The 16,894-nt window shown below is 60.6% G+C and carries 20 protein-coding genes; 16 read left to right on the forward strand and 4 right to left on the reverse strand.

The features are described 5' to 3' along the window. The first annotated feature begins 147 nt into the window (after positions 1–147). The 10 genes from rsmI to ASD36_RS05755 all read left to right on the forward strand — a co-directional run bounded on the left by rsmI (position 148) and on the right by ASD36_RS05755 (position 7,786). Positions 148–1,077 (forward strand): 16S rRNA (cytidine(1402)-2'-O)-methyltransferase, encoded by a 930-nt coding sequence (rsmI, locus tag ASD36_RS05710; RefSeq protein WP_060500926.1) that lies wholly within the window; start codon positions 148–150, stop codon positions 1,075–1,077. Continuing rightward, positions 1,067–1,435: a YraN family protein gene (locus ASD36_RS05715; protein ID WP_060500928.1), complete on the forward strand. Its 369-nt coding sequence runs from the start codon at positions 1,067–1,069 to the stop codon at positions 1,433–1,435. The genes rsmI and ASD36_RS05715 overlap by 11 nt, the downstream gene beginning before the upstream one ends. 104 nt (positions 1,436–1,539) lie before the next feature. Further along, positions 1,540–2,838 carry an extracellular solute-binding protein gene (locus ASD36_RS05720; RefSeq protein WP_060500930.1) on the forward strand — a complete coding sequence of 433 codons (1,299 nt, stop codon included), beginning with the start codon at positions 1,540–1,542 and terminating at the stop codon, positions 2,836–2,838. Positions 2,839–3,187: 349 nt separating this feature from the next. Then, entirely contained in the window at positions 3,188–4,012 is an 825-nt protein-coding gene (locus ASD36_RS05725; protein ID WP_060501421.1) for an ABC transporter permease subunit, read from the forward strand. 14 nt (positions 4,013–4,026) lie between these two features. After that, positions 4,027–4,869, forward strand: a complete 843-nt coding sequence (ugpE, locus tag ASD36_RS05730) for a sn-glycerol-3-phosphate ABC transporter permease UgpE (protein WP_060500931.1) — start codon at positions 4,027–4,029, stop codon at positions 4,867–4,869. 12 nt (positions 4,870–4,881) lie between these two features. Then, positions 4,882–5,997, forward strand: coding sequence for a sn-glycerol-3-phosphate import ATP-binding protein UgpC (locus ASD36_RS05735; protein ID WP_060500933.1), 1,116 nt, complete (start codon positions 4,882–4,884; stop codon positions 5,995–5,997). Between the two features lie 97 nt (positions 5,998–6,094). Next, the gene (locus ASD36_RS05740) at positions 6,095–6,415 is read left to right on the forward strand and encodes a metalloregulator ArsR/SmtB family transcription factor (RefSeq protein WP_060500935.1); all 321 of its coding nucleotides are present in this window, start codon (positions 6,095–6,097) and stop codon (positions 6,413–6,415) included. Further along, on the forward strand, positions 6,412–6,843 hold the full coding sequence (locus ASD36_RS05745; RefSeq protein WP_060500937.1) for an SRPBCC domain-containing protein: 432 nt from the start codon (positions 6,412–6,414) through the stop codon (positions 6,841–6,843). The genes ASD36_RS05740 and ASD36_RS05745 overlap by 4 nt, the downstream gene beginning before the upstream one ends. 44 nt (positions 6,844–6,887) lie before the next feature. Next, the gene (locus ASD36_RS05750) at positions 6,888–7,100 is read left to right on the forward strand and encodes a hypothetical protein (protein ID WP_060500939.1); all 213 of its coding nucleotides are present in this window, start codon (positions 6,888–6,890) and stop codon (positions 7,098–7,100) included. A 65-nt stretch (positions 7,101–7,165) separates the two neighbouring features. After that, positions 7,166–7,786 carry a YdeI/OmpD-associated family protein gene (locus tag ASD36_RS05755; protein WP_060501423.1) on the forward strand — a complete coding sequence of 207 codons (621 nt, stop codon included), beginning with the start codon at positions 7,166–7,168 and terminating at the stop codon, positions 7,784–7,786. Positions 7,787–7,981: 195 nt separating this feature from the next. Here ASD36_RS05755 and ASD36_RS31155 read toward each other — a convergent pair whose 3' ends face one another. Beyond that, on the reverse strand, positions 7,982–8,182 hold the full coding sequence (locus ASD36_RS31155; protein ID WP_060511960.1) for a hypothetical protein: 201 nt from the start codon (positions 8,180–8,182) through the stop codon (positions 7,982–7,984). Positions 8,183–8,453: 271 nt separating this feature from the next. On the opposite strand from ASD36_RS31155, the gene ASD36_RS05760 reads away from it, so the two are divergent. Together ASD36_RS05760 and ASD36_RS05765 are read left to right on the forward strand one after the other, a co-directional pair. Continuing rightward, on the forward strand, positions 8,454–8,687 hold the full coding sequence (locus ASD36_RS05760; protein WP_060500941.1) for a hypothetical protein: 234 nt from the start codon (positions 8,454–8,456) through the stop codon (positions 8,685–8,687). 217 nt (positions 8,688–8,904) lie between these two features. After that, the gene (locus ASD36_RS05765) at positions 8,905–9,153 is read left to right on the forward strand and encodes a glycine zipper 2TM domain-containing protein (RefSeq protein ID WP_060500944.1); all 249 of its coding nucleotides are present in this window, start codon (positions 8,905–8,907) and stop codon (positions 9,151–9,153) included. 168 nt (positions 9,154–9,321) lie between these two features. Here the strand turns inward: ASD36_RS05765 and ASD36_RS05770 are convergent, their stop codons facing one another. Continuing rightward, the gene (locus ASD36_RS05770; protein WP_060500947.1) at positions 9,322–10,113 is read right to left on the reverse strand and encodes an SDR family oxidoreductase; all 792 of its coding nucleotides are present in this window, start codon (positions 10,111–10,113) and stop codon (positions 9,322–9,324) included. Positions 10,114–10,310: 197 nt separating this feature from the next. Between ASD36_RS05770 and ASD36_RS05775 the strand changes: the two genes are divergently transcribed. The 3 genes from ASD36_RS05775 (at position 10,311) to ASD36_RS05785 (ending at position 14,131) form a co-directional block, all read left to right on the forward strand. Further along, the gene (locus ASD36_RS05775; RefSeq protein WP_060500949.1) at positions 10,311–10,859 is read left to right on the forward strand and encodes a dihydrofolate reductase family protein; all 549 of its coding nucleotides are present in this window, start codon (positions 10,311–10,313) and stop codon (positions 10,857–10,859) included. A gap of 549 nt (positions 10,860–11,408) precedes the next feature. Beyond that, positions 11,409–12,356 carry a glutathione synthase gene (gshB, locus tag ASD36_RS05780; RefSeq protein WP_060500951.1) on the forward strand — a complete coding sequence of 316 codons (948 nt, stop codon included), beginning with the start codon at positions 11,409–11,411 and terminating at the stop codon, positions 12,354–12,356. A gap of 242 nt (positions 12,357–12,598) precedes the next feature. Further along, positions 12,599–14,131 (forward strand): YifB family Mg chelatase-like AAA ATPase, encoded by a 1,533-nt coding sequence (locus ASD36_RS05785; RefSeq protein ID WP_060500953.1) that lies wholly within the window; start codon positions 12,599–12,601, stop codon positions 14,129–14,131. A gap of 243 nt (positions 14,132–14,374) precedes the next feature. Here the strand turns inward: ASD36_RS05785 and cysK are convergent, their stop codons facing one another. Continuing rightward, positions 14,375–15,343, reverse strand: coding sequence for a cysteine synthase A (gene cysK / locus ASD36_RS05790; RefSeq protein WP_060500954.1), 969 nt, complete (start codon positions 15,341–15,343; stop codon positions 14,375–14,377). Positions 15,344–15,477: 134 nt separating this feature from the next. After that, positions 15,478–16,095 carry a LysE family translocator gene (locus tag ASD36_RS05795; RefSeq protein ID WP_060500956.1) on the reverse strand — a complete coding sequence of 206 codons (618 nt, stop codon included), beginning with the start codon at positions 16,093–16,095 and terminating at the stop codon, positions 15,478–15,480. Positions 16,096–16,248: 153 nt separating this feature from the next. Here ASD36_RS05795 and ASD36_RS05800 point away from each other — a divergent pair, with 153 nt between their 5' ends. After that, complete coding sequence (locus ASD36_RS05800; protein ID WP_060500958.1) at positions 16,249–16,881, forward strand: LysE family translocator; 633 nt, start codon at positions 16,249–16,251, stop codon at positions 16,879–16,881. The last annotated feature ends 13 nt before the right edge of the window (positions 16,882–16,894 follow it).

The raw sequence follows: 16,894 nt of genomic DNA on the forward strand, positions 1-16,894 counted from the left end.
AGCCGTCAAAAGCAAGAGGTAACGGTGGTTGAGCCCCAGTAATGTTTGCATTGCCGCAAATCCGCGGCTCTTGCCGAAGTGCCGCCGCTCACCCATAAAGACCGGGCGCCGGATGAACGGCAGGCAAAGGCATGAGGGCATACCGTTTTGGAAAAGCAGGCATCGGGCGAAACGCAGACGAACGAGCGGCAGAAGGGCTACCGTCTGCACAATGTCGCGGTGCCCGCACGGCCGCTGGAACCGGCGCTCTACCTGGTCGCCACCCCAATCGGCAATCTCTCCGACATTACCCTGCGCGCGCTGGAAACACTGGCCGGGGCCGATGTGCTGGCCTGCGAGGACACCCGCGTCACCCGCGTGCTGCTCGACCGCTACGGCATCGTCAACCGGCCCTATGCCTATCACGAATACAATGCCAACGAGGTCGGTCCGAAGCTTCTGGCAGCGCTGGACGAGGGCAAGTCCGTCGCCCTTGTTTCTGACGCCGGAACGCCCTTGGTCTCGGATCCCGGCTACCGGCTCGGCCAGATCGCCATCGAGGCCGGGCACCGGGTGGTGCCCATCCCGGGGGCGTCTGCGCCTCTGGCAGCCCTAGTCGGGTCCGGGCTTCCCAATGACGCTTTCCTGTTTGCGGGCTTCCTGCCGTCAAAGGACAAGGCTCGCCGCGACCGGTTTGCCGAACTCGCCAACGTTCCCGCAACCCTGATGTTCTTTGAATCGCCGCACCGGATCGCAGCTGCCGTCGTCGCGGCCCATGATGTACTGGGGGGCGAACGGCGCGCTTCGGTCTGCCGCGAACTCACCAAGACCTTCGAGGAATTCCGCCGCGGCACGCTCGCCGAGCTCAAGGCATTTTATGATGAAGGCGGAACCGTCAAGGGCGAGATCGTGCTCGTCATCGGCCCGCCGGATGCACCGGCGGCACCGGAAGCCGATGACGTCGATGCTATCCTCAGAAAACTCGTCAAGGATATGTCGACCGGCAAGGCGGCAACGGAAGCTGCCAAGCAGACGGGCCTCAACCGCAAGGACCTCTATGATCGGCTCCTGGAGCTCAAAGACCGGGATGAAACCTGAGCGGCCGGATCAGAAGAGGAAAAAAGCGCTCCGGCGCGGGTCGCTGGCCGAGTATCGCGCCGCGCTTTACCTTCTCTTTAAAGGTTACCGCATCGTCGCCTTCCGCTACCGGACGAAACTCGGGGAAATCGACATTATTGCACGCAAGGGCAATCTGATCGCCTGCGTCGAGGTCAAGGCCCGTCGGTCGCTGGAAGATTCTGTGTTTGCCGTTTCCGGTCTTGCACAACGCCGCATCCGCGCTGCAAGCGACCTCTGGCTCGCGAGACAAAGGGATTCTGCGGCGCTTTCAATCCGCTATGACATCATCTCCGTCACACCGTGGCGCTGGCCGTTGCATCTTCCCGATGCTTTTTGAACAGCTGTGCACAGTTGTAATCGTTCCGACACAAAAGCGTTATGCGGACGTCATGAAAGGGCTTTAGCCGGTTCCTCACCCTAAACCTGGTGAAAGGAACGACAATGATCAGGAAATTCACGATGACCGGCCTCGCGCTGGTTTTCTCCGCCACCTCCTCGTTTGCCGCGACCAATATCAGCTGGTGGCACGGCATGGCCGGCCGCAATGGCGAAGTCATCAACGAGATCGCCACCAAGTTCAACGCATCGCAGACGGCTTGCGCGCTCACCCCGGTTTCCAAGGGCACCTATGAGGAAGCGCTGGCTTCCGGCATCGCCGCTTTCCGTTCGGGCGAACAGCCGAACATCCTGCAGGTCTTCGATGCTGGTGCAGCAACGATCATCAACGCCAAGGGCGCCGTTATCCCGGCTGAAGACCTGATCAACAACGCCGGCTACACGTTCGACCGCGAAGCCTTCATCGATGGCGTGCGCTACTTCTACGCCGATAGCGACGGCAAGTTCGTCGGCATGCCGTTCAACTCGTCGGCTCCGATCATGTACATCAACGACGAAGCCCTGAAGAAGGCCGGCGTCGAAGCCCCGAAGACCTGGGAAGAATTCGAAGCTGCCGCTCCCAAGCTCAAGGCAGCCGGTTTCATCCCGCTCGTCCAGTCGCAGCTGACCTGGCAGTTCACCGAGAACTTCTTCTCGCGCAACAACATCCAGTTCGCCACCAACAACAACGGTTACGACAGCGTCACCGACACGCAGCTGAAGGTCACCGACCCGAACCTCATCATGATGTTCGACAAGCTGAAGGCCTGGGCCGATGAAGGCTACTTCGCCTATTACGGCGCCGGCTGGAACGATAACCAGAAGATGTTCGAAGAAAACAAGGCCGCCCTCTGGATCGGTTCGTCGGGCTCGTTCGGCGGCCTGACCAAGACGGCCCAGATGCCTTTCTCGGCAACCTTCCTGCCGTACTGGGGTTCGATCAAGGGTGCAGGCACATCGTCCTTCATCGGCGGCGCAGCGCTGTTTGCAATGGCCGGCAAGCCGGAAGCCGAAAACAAGTGCGTTGCCGACTTCTTCCAGTTCCTGACCTCGCCGGAAATCCAGAAGTTCTACCATCAGGCAACCGGCTACGTCGCCATTACCAAGGCTGCCTACGAGCTGGCCAAGGCTGAAGGCTACTACAAGGAAAAGCCTGCTGCCGAAGTCGGCATCCAGCAGCTGATGCTGCCGGCTGGTGAATGGTCGAAGGGTTACCGCCTCGGCTTCTACCCGCAGATCCGCGAAATCATGGAACGCGAATACGGCCGCATCTTCGCTGGCGAAGTCTCCGTCAAGGACGCCTTCGATACGATCGAGAAGGAAGGCAACGAACTGCTCGCCCGTTTCGCAAAGACGGCTGGTTGATTTGGTTCCCTTCTCCCCGTCGGGGAGAAGGTGGCCGAAGGCCGGATGAGGGGGTGTTTCGGCGCGTTCAGAGTATGCCGCACCGCCCCCTCATCTCCTCGCTTCACTCGGCACTTCTCCCCGCTGGGGAGAAGAGGGAAGTCCCTCGCACGATCATTTTGAAAGCCCGTTCATGACGAACACGACCACCTCCCAGGCACTGTCCGGAACAATGGCAGCCCCCGGACCCGGCGGGTTTTGGCGCATCCTCGGCCTGAACAAATCCGCCAGCAAGCCGCCGGAAGAGACGGACGCAAAGCGCGTGCAGTTCAGCTCGCGGCTCCTGCCCTATCTGTTTCTGGCGCCGCAGATGGCGATCATCTTCATCTTCTTCTACTGGCCCTCGGTACAGGCAATCCAATCATCCTTCTATCTCGAGGACCCCTTCGGTTTCGGCTCGACCTTCGTCGGTACGGCCAACTATACCGACGTGTTGAAATCCGGCGAATATCTCGGCATCGCCCGTTTCACTGCCGTGTTCACAGCCCTCGTCACGTTCTTTTCGCTTTCGATCGGCCTGCTGCTCGCCGTCAAGGCTGACGGCGTCATCCGCGGCAATGCCACCTACAAGACGCTGCTGATCTGGGTCTATGCCATCGCCCCGCCTGTCGCCGGCCTGATGGGCATGATGATGTTCGACCAGCATATCGGCCCGCTGGTGAAGGTTGCCGCCTTCTTCGGCTGGGACATGAAGGTCGGGCTGAACTACAACGACACGGCCTTCGCGATGATCGTCGTCTCGGTGTGGAAACAGATTCCCTACAATTTCATCTTCTTCCTCTCCGGCCTGCAGGGCATTCCGGTCTCCGTGCGAGAGGCAGCACTGATGGATTGCCGTTCGGGCTTGCGCCGCTTCTGGACCGTCATCCTGCCGCTGCTCGCCCCGACCGCCTTCTTCCTGTTGATCATCAACACCACCTACGCGCTGTTCGACACGTTCGGCGTCATCGACGTGATGGTGAAGGACAAGGCCGCCAACAACCCGATCACGCTGGTCTACAAGGTCTACATGGATGGCTTCCGCGGCAACGATCTCGGCGGCTCCTCGGCCCAGTCGGTCATCCTGATGATCATCGTCTTCGTGCTCACCATCTTCCAGTTCCGCTTCATCGAGCGGCGCGTCCACTACAATTGAGCGGAGGCGAAACCATGCATCGCACCAAGCTTTTCGATCACGTCATCCTGATGATGGGCGTCTTCTTCATGGTCGGGCCATTGCTCGTCGCCCTGATGACCTCCAGCCACGAGGCCGCCGAGATCCACCGCAATGGGCTGAGCATCCTGCCCGGCGGCCATTTCGTCGAGACCTACACCAAGGTGCTGACCAAGGAGGGCGGCTTCACCGGCAAGATCACCGGCGTCCGGATGATGATGAACTCGCTGATCCTCGGCATCGGCTTTGCCGCGGGCAAGATCATTCTCTCGATGCTGGCGGCCTATGCTCTGGTCTATTTCCGCTTCCGCTTTGCCACCATCACCTTCTGGATGATCTTCACGACGCTGCTTCTGCCGCTCGAAGTGCGCATCCTGCCGTCCTACGAAGTGATGAACACGCTGAAGCTGACCAACACCTATACCGGCCTGATCGTGCCGCTGCTGGCGTCGGCCACCGGCACCTTCTATTTCCGCCAGTTCTTCAAATCGATCCCCGACGAACTCCTGGAAGCCGCCCGCATCGATGGCGCCGGACCGTTCAAGTTCTTCATCGACGTGATCGTGCCTTTGTCGAAGACGATGATCGCGGCGATCTTCATCATCATGTTCGTCTATGGCTGGAACCAGTATCTCTGGCCGACGCTGATGACCACCGACGAGAGCTTCTTCACGCTGGTGCGCGGCATCAAGCAGATCCTGCTCGTCTGGGTCGGCTCCAACATTCCCGATTACAACGAAGCCTTTGCGCTGGCGATCCTCGCCATGGTGCCACCTGTGATGATCGTGATGATCTTCCAGCGCTGGTTCATCAAAGGCCTCACCGAAAGCGACAAGTAAAGGAACACCACCATGGCAGCGATCAACATCACCAATGTTTCGAAGATCTACGCAGGCGGTGTCGAGGCGGTGAAATCCGTCTCGATCGACATCGCGGACGGCGAGTTCATCGTGCTGGTCGGCCCGTCCGGCTGCGGCAAGTCCACGCTGCTGCGCATGGTCGCGGGGCTCGAGGCGATCTCCAGGGGCACCGTCGAGATCGGCGACCGGGTGATCAATGACGTCGAACCGGCCGAACGCGATATCGCCATGGTGTTCCAGAACTATGCGCTCTATCCGCATATGACCGTCTACAACAACCTCGCCTATGGGCTGAAGAACCGCGGCACGCCGAAGGCCGAGATCGACGCACGCGTGGCCGAAGCCGCCCGCATGCTGGAGATCGAGCAGTATCTTACCCGCAAGCCACGGGCGCTTTCCGGCGGCCAGCGCCAGCGTGTCGCCATGGGCCGCGCCATCGTGCGCAAACCGGCTGCCTTCCTGTTCGATGAGCCCTTGTCCAACCTCGATGCCAAGCTGCGCGTTTCCATGCGTGGCGAGATCAAGCAGTTGCAGAAGCGCCTCGGCACCACTTCGCTCTACGTCACCCATGACCAGCTGGAAGCCATGACGCTGGCAGACCGCCTCGTCGTCCTCAACGGCGGCCAGATCGAGCAGATCGGCCGGCCGCTCGATGTCTATCACACGCCCGCCTCGACCTTCGTCGCCAGCTTCATCGGTTCTCCTGCGATGAACCTCCTGCGCGGCACCCGTGAGGGCACGCAGCTGCATTTTGGCAGCCAGGTGCTCGACCTAGGCCGCGCCCCGGCATTTCCCGGCCCGGTCACCGTCGGCATCCGCGCCGAAGACCTGCGGATCGCGTCAACCGGCGAACCGTCGCTGACGCTGAAGGTCGAATATATCGAGGAACTCGGCGCCCAGCGCCTCGTTCACGGCACCGTCGACGGCAAGAAGCTGACGGCCTCGCTGTCGCCCGAGATCGGGATCAGCGAAACCCTATCTCTCTCCATCGCCCCGGAACGCCTGCATTTCTTCGATGCCGACACCGGCAAGCGCCTGGCGCAACCGTTCGACGCTTCCGCCACCAAACGCGAAACCGCGCAGACGCTGGAGATGGCTGCCGGGTGAGCAGCGGCCACCTTATCTCCCGTCCAAAAATCGCTTGACGAACCCATAACTCTTTGGCTATTTATCCAAACCAATAGCCAGAGAGTTATGTATTTTCATGCCAGATCAAGCCACGCTTTTTAAAGCCCTTGCCGACCCGACGCGGCGCGCCATCTTCGAGGGCCTGTGCCGTGATGGCGACCAGACCGTTGCGGCACTGACGGCCCGGGCGGGCATTTCGCAGCCGGGCGTGTCGAAGCATCTGGCCATTCTCAAAGGGGCCGGACTGGTCAGCGACCGTCACGAAGGCCGCCAAACCCAATACAGCGCCCAACTTGGCGCCCTTGCGCCTTTGACCGAGTGGACGGACCAGATGACAGGCTTCTGGCAGGGCCGGTTCAACAAGCTCGAAGATTTGCTGAACAGGATGGATCAATGAGCGCTGCACCGGCTTCCACACGCACCATCATTGTCGAGCGGGAGATCGCCCATCCGCCGGAAAAGCTGTGGCGGGCGCTTACCCAGCCGCATCTGATCTCCGAATGGCTGATGAACAACGACTTCAGTCCTGCCGTCGGTCACCGGTTCAATCTTCGCGGCGAATGGGGTGGCGTTCTCGATTGCGAGGTGCTCGTCGTCGAGCCGCAAAAAACGCTGTCCTATACCTGGATTTTCAAGCACGACGATCCGGCCTTTGATCTCAACAGTGTCGTGACGTTTACGCTCACTCCCATCGCCGCAGGAACCCGCCTGCGCATGGAACAGTCGGGATTCCGGCCGGATCAGAAGCAGGCCTATGGCGGTGCCAAAGCAGGCTGGCGCACATTTCTCGCAAAGCTGGAACAGGTTGTCGCGCAGACGGCCTGAAGGTCTCCAACGGTTCTCATCACGGATAACGACGGGAGTTTTCAATGAATTCGAACATGTGGATTCGCCAGGCGCACCGATGGCTATCGATCCTGTTTACTCTCACCGTCATTGCCAATTTTGGGGCGATGGCGCTGGGTGAACCTCCGCCGTGGGTGGTTTACGCGCCGCTGCCGCCACTCTTCCTGCTGCTGTTCACCGGCCTTTACATGTTCGTCTTGCCCTATGCGGTAAGGTGGCGTGGGTCAAAGGCTTGAGCCGGACGCGCCGCTTGTTGTCCTTCCCCTGATGCAATCAATCGAGAGACGCCATGGCCCCTATGATGATCACGGACATTGAAGACTACTTCACAAAGGGATGCGGCCGCTGCGAGCGTTTTGCGGGACCGGACTGTTCCACCCGGCAATGGTCGCAGGGCCTGGACGATCTGCGCCGGATTTGCACCGACGCGGGGCTGGTCGAAATGGTTAAATGGGGCCACCCCTGTTACATGCACCAGGGACGCAACATCGTCATCTTCGGCGCCTTTCGCGGTGATTTCCGCCTGACCTTTTTCAACGCCGCACTGATGAAAGACCCTGAAGGCGTTCTCGAAAAGCAGGGCGCGAACACGCAACATGCCGACATGATCCGCTTCGTTGACAGCGCGGATGTCACACGGATGGAAGACGTTATCCGGTCCTACCTGACGGAGGCGATGGGATACGCCGAGGCCGGCATCAAGCCGCCAAGAGACACGAGCGAACTGGAGTTGCAGGATGAACTGGTTGATGCGCTGGATTCCGATCCCGAACTTGCAGAAGCCTTCTGGGGCCTGACGCCGGGGCGACAGAAAAGCTACGTCATCCATCTCAGCTCGACCAAAAACCCCGAAACGCGCATGGCGCGCATCGAAAAGTTCCGGTCGAAGATCATCGCCGGAAAAGGCGCCATGGAGCGGTAATCGCCGTTCCGGGCGAGGTCGGCCGGATCACCATCGGCTTCCACGCCAATGACCTGCGGATCGCGGCATCCGAAAACAAGCACGTTGAGAGGCTGGCAATGTAAGCGGGCAGGACCGTAATCGGCGCGAAGGAGAGCTGACCAATCAGACATTTGCCGCCGCCCTGTAAACCAAGTGCAGCGTGACGAGATCGTTTCAAAGCCTACGCGCTTCAAGCCGTCGCTTGTCGCGCTCGGCATGTTCCGAGCCCAGCTCTGTCAGACGGAACTGGCGTTTCTGAAATTCCCCTCGGATAAGGATGAAGCCTTGTTCTTCGGCTTCGCTTAAAGTCTTCAGGCTTGTGCCTTTGGGAGGAGACTGCCAATCAACGCCAACGGCGCTGTGCAGCAAAACCATTATCTTGATAATCTCGTTTCTCCATTGCCGTGCATACAGCCGAACACATAGCTTCGCACGTGCGCCACCGCAACGTCTGCGTCTAGCGGGAAGCTGCCGTAGCGTCTGGCCGGATATGCCCGGCACTCGCAGGCCTCCCCAATGCCACCTCTTCGAAGGCGGCCCCGAAGTCCAATCCATCGTCACCCGTTGACTTCGGCATTGTTCACCGCGATAGGGTCGAGCCAAGAATTCTGGCAAGCGCCAGCCAAACAACAGCAGGAGTACAATCATGAGCGAACTGACCGTAGCGGATGCAACAAACCGCATTTATGAATCGCTCCAGGCGGATAATGCCGATATCGACATGCATATCGCCAATCTCAAGGCGGCGCTGACGCGGGCAGGTTTGAAAGAAGCCGTCTTCGACCCGGCCAAGTTGGTGCAGAACAACCGTTCGGGCAGAAAACTGATGCAGGCCTATTTTCGCCAGCGCGGCGTGACGGTGACCTATTCGGCGTCGTGACGCCTTCCCATGACGTCAGCCCGATCGCAGCGGCCGGCTGACACCCTTGAAGTGGGGCGAACGTTCACCCTCACCACATATGGAACAAAAACCCAGTTCTCCGAGTTGTAAGCTATTCGATCACCGCCGCGAGATTGATCTGGAGGCCTTGGCGATGTCCGCGCTGGTCGAAACTTCAGGACTAAGCAAGATTCGAAACCAACGATAGGAGGAAGAAATGTCTTGTTATTCCACTATGGTCGTCGTCGCTGCATCATGCTTTGCGTTGGCCGGATGCCAAACGGCGAACATGAATTCCGCCGCTGGCCCGGCGTCACCCGGCTGCGTGGCTGGGACGGTTGGAGGGGCAGTTGTGGGCGGCGTGGCAGGGTCGGCGATCGGGTCCGGCACAGGCCAACTCTGGGCCGTTGGCGCCGGGGCGACATTGGGCGGTGCTGCCGGTTCTGCAATCGCTTGCGGCCGCTAATTGTTTACGACAAGGCAGGTGGCGAAAGATATGCGTCACTTGCCTGAAAAATAATCTGATTTGTTCATTTGCCGTCATGACCTTAAAGACCCTCGACGTGCAGAGCACGCCGGGGGCTTTTCTGCGCCAAATGGCAGGTCCATTTCCTCAAACAATGCCGCGTTCGCCTCAGAGCGTGTCGATCAGCCCACCGTCCACGCGCATGGAAGCCCCGGTCGTCGCGGATGCCAAGGGCGAGGCGAGATAGGTCACGAGATTGGCAACCTCTTCGACGCTGGTCGCGCGCTGAATGATCGAGCTGGCGCGATGCGTCTTGACGAAGTCCGCCGCAAGCTCCTCGATCGGCTTGCCGGTCTTTGCACGCTCTTCGGCAAGCATCGCCTCGACGCCTTCCGAGAGTGTTGGGCCTGGGAGGACCGAGTTCACGGTCACGCCAGTGCCCGCCATGCGCTTGGCCAACCCGCGGGCTACCGCGATATCTGCGGTCTTGCTCACGCCGTAATGGATCATTTCCACCGGAATATTGAAGCCGGATTCCGACGCGATGAAGATCACCCGGCCCCAGTCGCGGGTCTGCATGCCCGGAAGGTAGGCGCGCGACAGCCGGACGGCCGACATGACGTTGACCTGCCAATGGCGATCCCACACCGCGTCGCTCGCCTCGAAAAAGTCGAGCGGCTGAAAAATACCCGCGTTGTTGATGAGAATGTCCACATGAGGAACCTCTGCGACGAGCGCGTCACAGCCTTCAGCGGTTGCGACATCGGCTGCAAAGGCGGCGACTGTGCCCCTCGCCCCTTCGCCTCTCAAGCGTTCGGCGGCCTTGGCGGTCTTTTCGTCAGACCTTCCATTGATCACCACGTCCGCGCCTGCCCTCGCAAGCTGGCGGGCGATCGCGTAGCCGATGCCTTCGGTAGATCCAGTAATCAGAGCGGTCTTGCCTGCGAGGTCGATCTGCATCTGCTGCTCCTTGTGAGGTTGAGCCCACAAGGTATGAACTTGCGGCCGGTCCCGCAACAGCCCGCGCAGGCCTCGTTTGCGGCAAGAACGCTTGCCTACCAGACCGCTTGCGATTTGCAGACAGTTGCGATAGCGTTGCACCACTTGCAAATTACAAGCAGTCCGATCTGTGAACCCACTGTGAGAAGGGACCGGTCATGGGCAAACTTATTTTGGCAATGAACGTCTCCATCGATGGCTATGTCGATGATCTCGGCGGAAATTTGGTCATGGCCGCCCCAAGCCAAAAGCACTTCGATTACTGGATCGAGACGATCCGCAACCATGTCGGCGCTGTGTATGGCCGGCGGATGTACGAGGTCATGCGCTACTGGGACGATGATCATCCGGAATGGGATGCTTCGCTGCGCGAGTTCGCGGCAGTCTGGCGCAAAATGCCCAAATGGGTCGTTTCACGCACGCTTTCGGAGGCCGGCCCGAACGCCATGCTTATCTCCGGCGATATCGAAACGCAGGTTCGCGACATCGTGGCCCGCACGGACGGTACGCTCAGCGTTTCCGGCCCGGAACTGGCCGGGCTTATGACAAGGCTGGGCCTGATCGAGGAATATCACCTGCACGTGCGGCCGTTCGTGCTCGGCGGGGGCAAACCTTTTTTCCACGCGGCACGGCCTCCGCTGCATCTGGTGTCGAGCACATTGATCGATGATGATACGGTTCATCTGATCTATGTGCCGCGGGACTGAGCGGTAAGGCGAACCGGCGCGGACGTCTGCACATCGCGCACCACCGACGCCATCCGCCGCTCCCCCCAAAAAAATTCATCCCCGCAAATCCCCGCTCTCAAAACCCGTGCCATACTTCTTCCCGTCCCATCACGGATACACCGGTTTGCGTTGCCGGCGAGGTGGGGCCGGTGCCCGGACGGTTTGGCGAAACGCGCGCGAAATCCCCGGGGCTGCGTGAAAGGTGGTTCTCCTCCGGTTCGTGAAAATGAACCGGGCGTGCCGGGTGGTCACACCGTTCTTGGACGGTCCAGGGCCAGACCCCGCCGGATTGAAAGGCTTGGCGGATAAGCGGCCGGGCTGGGGCATTGGAGGCTTTCCTGTCAGAGAGGAAAGCGCAGAAGAACCTGAGAAGCGCGGCAGCTTCAAGCCACGGGCGGAAAAGCCGCCGCGTGATCGGGAAGGCATGTCCAAATATGGCCCCCGGCAGAAATCTGTATGGTTCACCGGATACGATTTGATATAGACAAGCCTCATTCAATGACGCCCCCGATCAACAGGAAATGTCCCATGGCGAAAATCGTAAATGTCGCGGTCCAGATGGATCATGTCTCTGGAATCACTATCGCTGGTGACAGTACCTTTGCCATGAGCCTTGAGGCGCAGGCGCGCGGCTATAAGCTGTTCCATTACACGCCGAACCAGCTGTCGCTGCGCGACGGCAAGGTGATCGCCACTGTTCAACCGATGAGCCTGCGCGACGTCAAGGGCGACCACTACACGCTGGGAGATGCCGAGCGCATAGACCTCTCCACCATGGACGTGGTGCTGCTTCGCCAGGATCCGCCCTTCGACATGGCCTATATCACCTCGACGCACCTGCTCGAGCGCGTCCATCCGAAGACGCTTGTGGTCAACGATCCGGCCTGGGTGCGCAACTCGCCGGAAAAAATCTTCGTCACCGAATTTCCCGACCTGATGCCGAAGACGCTGATCACCCGCGATCCCGCCGAGATTGCCAGTTTCCGCGCAGAGATGGGCGATATCATCCTGAAGCCGCTCTATGGCAATGGCGGCGCCGGCGTCTTCCATTCGACCCGCGATGACCGCAACATGTCGTCGCTCCTGGAAATGTTCGGACAAATGTTCCGCGAACCCTTCATCGCCCAGGAATACCTGCCGGCCGTGCGCAAGGGCGACAAGCGCATCCTGCTCGTCGATGGCGAGCCGGTCGGCGCGATCAACCGGGTGCCTGCCGAACACGATGCCCGCTCCAACATGCATGCGGGCGGCACGCCGATGCCGACGGACCTGACGGCGCGGGAAAAGGAAATCTGCGCCCGCATCGGACCGGCGCTGCGTGAACGCGGCTTCCTGCTCGTCGGCATCGATGTGATTGGTGACGTGATGACCGAGATCAATGTCACCTCTCCTACCGGTCTTCGCGAAGTGAAGAAATTCGGCGGCGCCGATATCGCCGCGCTGCTCTGGGACGCGATCGAACGCAAGCGCGCCTGATGAATGATTGAGCGGCCGGGGCGGCTATCCGTCCCGGCGCCCGATTTCATCCCCCGGATGTTCACGGTTGTTCCGCTCCGTTCCTGAGGTACAACCGAGCCACAACCAGGCCGATTGGAACAGTCGAATCTGTTCGATAATTGTTCTTGTTTTATTCCGTTATTCGTGCAAGATTTCACACCACAACCGGAAAAGGTTGTGGTGGCGGGTTGCTGACCTGCCTCGCGGCAAGAGGGGCAATCATGGTCGCGCGTGTCAGTACGGTTGCATTTCAAGGCATAGAAGGCCTGCCTGTCGATGTTCAGGTGATGGTCGCGCCGGGCAAGGTCGGCATGCAGATCGTCGGCCTTCCCGATAAGGCGGTCGCCGAAAGCCGCGAGCGGGTGCAGGCAGCACTCCACGCCTCCGGCCTGTCGCTACCCGCCAAGAAGGTCACCGTCAATCTTGCGCCTGCTGATCTTCCCAAGGAAGGCTCGCATTTCGACCTGCCGATCGCGCTTGGCCTGATGGCGGCACTCGGCGCCATTCCCGGCGATGCGCTGGATGGATATGTGGTGATCGGCGAACTCAATCTCGATGGCACCATCGCCGCTGTCTCCGGAGCCCTGCCCGCCGCCATCGGCGCCAACGGCCTTGGCAAAGGCCTGATCTGCCCGTCCGACAGCGGCGCTGAGGCCGCCTGGGCGGGATCCGAGATCGACATTCTGGCGCCGCGCAGCCTGATTGCGCTCGCCAATCATTTCCGTGGCACGCAGGTGCTGTCGCGTCCCGAACCGGCCGTGCGTGCCAGCCCCGCCAACATGCCGGATCTCGCTGATATCAAGGGCCAGGAAAGCGCCAAGCGGGCGCTGGAAGTGGCAGCGGCCGGAAACCATAACCTCTTGATGGTCGGTCCGCCCGGTTCCGGCAAGTCGATGCTGGCCGCCCGCCTGCCCTCGATCCTGCCGCCTCTCTCACCGCCGGAACTGCTCGAAGTGTCGATGATCCACTCGATCGCCGGGCAACTGGCCGGCGGTAAGCTGTCGGACCGGCGCCCCTTCCGCACGCCACACCACTCCGCCACCATGGCGGCGATGATCGGCGGCGGCCTGCGCGCCAAGCCGGGCGAAGCGTCGCTGGCCCATAACGGCGTATTGTTTCTCGATGAATTTCCGGAATTCACGCCGCAGGTGCTCGATGCGCTGCGCCAGCCGCTCGAAACCGCCGAATGCATCATTGCCCGCGCCAATCACCGCGTCACCTATCCGGCCGCCATCCAGCTGGTTGCCGCGATGAACCCCTGCCGCTGCGGCATGGCGGGAGAGCCCGGCCATAGCTGCGCCCGTGGCCCGCGCTGCGTCTCCGATTATCAGGGCCGCATCTCAGGTCCGCTGATGGACCGGATCGATATCCGCATCGACGTCCCCTCGGTCACCGCCGCCGACCTGATCCGTCCGGCACCGGCCGAACCGAGCGCCGTCGTCGCCCGGCGGGTGGCGCGCGCCCGCGAAATCCAGATGGACCGCTTCATCGCACTTGGCATGCCGCACATCCTTTCCAATGCCCGCTGCTCAACAGCGATGATTGAAAAGATGACCGAGCCCGACGCTGGCGGACTGCAATTGCTGCGGGATGCGGCGGAGAAAATGAAGTTTTCGGCACGCGGTTATCACCGGGTGCTGAAGGTGGCCCGCACGCTTGCCGATCTCGATGAGAAGGCGACGGTCGGGCGCATTCATCTCGCCGAAGCGATTTCCTACCGGATCGCCGGCGAGCGGTTGACGGCAGCGGCGTAACATTTTCCCCGGCAACGCGAGGCAGGTTATCATCGCGAAGGAAGCGCCTCAGGAGGGTGCTGCCAGTTCTTTGAAAAGAGCATAGTGAAGACGGGGCTGTTCGGTCGCCCTCAGTGCTTTTCGGCAAGTTCCTTCGGCACCGGGAGCAACCGGGTCCCTGCGTGATCAATCGAAAAGGCAGCAAGCTGAGATACGGGATTGCGGTGGCGCCGCCAGATTGCGGCGCCACCGCGCATAAAATCCCTAACCGCCCAGACCTTCGAACAGCGCCGTCGACAGATAGCGCTCTGCAAAGGACGGGATGATCACGACGATGGTCTTGCCTTCGTTTTCCGGGCGCTGGCCGATCGTGATCGCCGCCTTCAGCGCGGCACCGGATGAAATACCCACCGGCACGCCTTCCAGGCGCGCCACGTGACGGGCGGTCTCGATGGCTTCCGGGCTCGAAACGGTGACGATCTCGTCATAGATTTTCGTGTCGAGGATGGCAGGCGCAAAACCGGCGCCGATACCCTGGATCTTGTGCGGACCGGGGGCGCCGCCGGAGAGAACCGGAGATTCGACGGGTTCAACGGCAATGACCTTGACCGACGGCTTCTTCGCCTTCAGCACCTGGCCAGCACCGGTGATCGTGCCTCCCGTGCCGATGCCGGACACGAGAATATCGACGCCACCATCGGTGTCGTTCCAGATTTCCTCGGCCGTCGTCTTGCGGTGGATTTCCGGGTTGGCTGGGTTTTCGAACTGCTGCGGAATGATCGCGTCCGGCAGCGTCGCGGCCAGTTCCTCGGCCTTGGCAATGGCGCCCTTCATACCCTTCGGGCCTTCCGTCAGCACCAGTTCCGCACCGAGCAGAGCCAGCATCTTGCGGCGCTCGATCGACATGGTCTCCGGCATGGTGAGGATGAGCTTGTAGCCCTTTGCAGCGGCAGCAAAGGCGAGCGCGATGCCGGTATTGCCGGAGGTCGGTTCGATCAGCGTCGTCTTGCCGGGGGTGATCTTGCCCTGCGCTTCCAGCGTTTCGATCATCGCGACGCCGATACGGTCCTTGACGGAGGCGATCGGATTGAAGAATTCGAGCTTGGCGAGAAGGTTGGCCTTGACGCCGTTTTCCTTGGCCAGCTTGTCGAGGCGAACGATCGGCGTATCGCCAATGGTCTCGGTGATCGAGGAATAGACGCGGCCGCGGCCGGGTTTGCGCTGTTCTGACATGGTGCTCTCCCTTTTCTCATCAGTTGGCGCAGAGAATAGGGGCAAAGCCTCCGGCATGCCAGAGTACGATTTTCCGCGGGCTTATTCCCGTTGGAAAAAACCGTTGCGTAACCGCCTGTTACGGAACGAATTTTTCAGGCGGCGCGCGTGGCGATATAGGCCGCGGTTGTGCCGATGATACCGGCGGCAATCCGGTTCAGCGATGTCAGGGCGCGGGGCTTTTTGAGGAGCAGCCGGGCACGCGAGGCCAGCAGGATGTATGGGATGACCACGGCCATCAAGACGGTGAAGGATGCACAGACAAGGATGACATATTCCTTGACGCCGATCACATGCAGGTCGATCAGGGTCGGCACCAGGGCGACATAGAAAAGCATCGTCTTCGGGTTGCCCAGCGTCACCAGCAAACCCGAGAGGAACGACAGGCCCATGCTGGCGCTCTTCTTTGCCTCGATCTCCTGCGGCAACAGCCCGGCAGTCCAGAGCTTGTAGGCGATGTACATCAGATAGAGCGCGCCTAAAACCTTGATCACCATGAAGGTCGTGGTGAATGTCTGCGCGACGAAAGCAAGCCCGAGGATAACGCCCGTCAGATAGACGATGTCACCAAGCGCCAGGCCCAGTCCCATGAAAAACGTCTCGCGGAAACCGGAGCCGAGTGCGCGGGCCACAAGCGCCGTCATGCCAGGTCCGGGGATCGCGGCGGCGATGAACAGCGCGGTGCAATAGGCAAAAAGCGTGGCAAGGCTCATCGTCAGGCTCCTGAAGGCAAGGCTGATGTCTAGCGGGTTTTCTCAAGGCTGGCAATTTGTACGCGATTGATCGAAAAGGAAGTTACCGCTAATGCAGTGGCGCAGCACATATCGAAACATCCGCCTTGCACATCCCGATGGGAAACACCGTTCATGCCTGAAACAGCAAGCCTTGCCGCCTTTGCCCTCGTCGCGCTCGGCATGGTGCTGACGCCTGGGCCGAATATGATCTACCTGATTTCCCGCTCACTCTGTCAGGGGCGGATGGCGGGATTGATCTCGCTCGGCGGTGTGGCGCTCGGGTTCCTCGTCTACATGCTGTCAGCTGCATTCGGCATCACTGCGCTGCTGTTTGCCGTGCCTTATGCTTATGACGTGCTGCGGATTGGTGGCGCGCTGTATCTTCTTTACCTTGCCTGGCAAGCGGTGCGTCCCGGCGGGCGATCGGCCTTCGAAGTCCGCAACCTGCCACAGGATACACCGCGGCGGCTGTTCCTGATGGGCTTTGCGACCAGCGTGCTCAATCCGAAGATCGCCGTACTCTATCTTTCATTGCTGCCACAGTTCATCGATCCGGCGCTGGGTCATGTTTTTCTGCAGTCGCTCACGTTCGGGACAATCCAGATCATCACCAGCCTATCCGTCAACGCGCTCATCGTTTTGACGGCCGGCTCCATCGCCACCTTCCTTGCGGGCCGTCCGGCCTGGCTTTCCATGCAACGCTGGCTGATGGGCGGCGTGCTTGGCGCGCTTGCCTTGCGGATGGCTATGGACAGCCGGCGCTGAGGCCGCTTCCTCT

It is taken from the genome of Rhizobium sp. Root1334, from assembly GCF_001426665.1.
Classification (GTDB): Bacteria; Pseudomonadota; Alphaproteobacteria; order Rhizobiales; family Rhizobiaceae; genus Pararhizobium.